General features: G+C 46.0%; 1 protein-coding gene. It reads right to left on the reverse strand.

Annotation, left to right across the window (positions count from 1 at the left end; genetic code table 11):
• On the reverse strand, positions 1–261 hold a 261-nt coding region (locus tag AAEY62_RS23135; protein ID WP_350636780.1), incomplete at both ends, for a toprim domain-containing protein.

The raw sequence follows: 261 nt of genomic DNA on the forward strand, positions 1-261 counted from the left end.
GTGTAACCCATCCGAGTCAGCATCGGCTAATATACATATTTTATTATAGCGCAGCGCTGTTAAATCGTCTGAATCTGGGTCTATACCTAATGCCACCGAAATATCGTGCACCTCTTGCGATGCTAATATTTGCCCCGAATCAACTTCCCAGGTATTTAATATTTTACCACGCAGCGGCATTATTGCTTGAAACTCACGATCTCGCGCTTGCTTAGCCGAGCCACCTGCCGAGTCACCTTCTACTAAAAATAGCTCGGTGCG

The sequence above is a fragment of the Pseudoalteromonas sp. GW168-MNA-CIBAN-0100 genome, assembly GCF_040309225.1.
Classification (GTDB): Bacteria; Pseudomonadota; Gammaproteobacteria; order Enterobacterales; family Alteromonadaceae; genus Pseudoalteromonas; species Pseudoalteromonas arctica.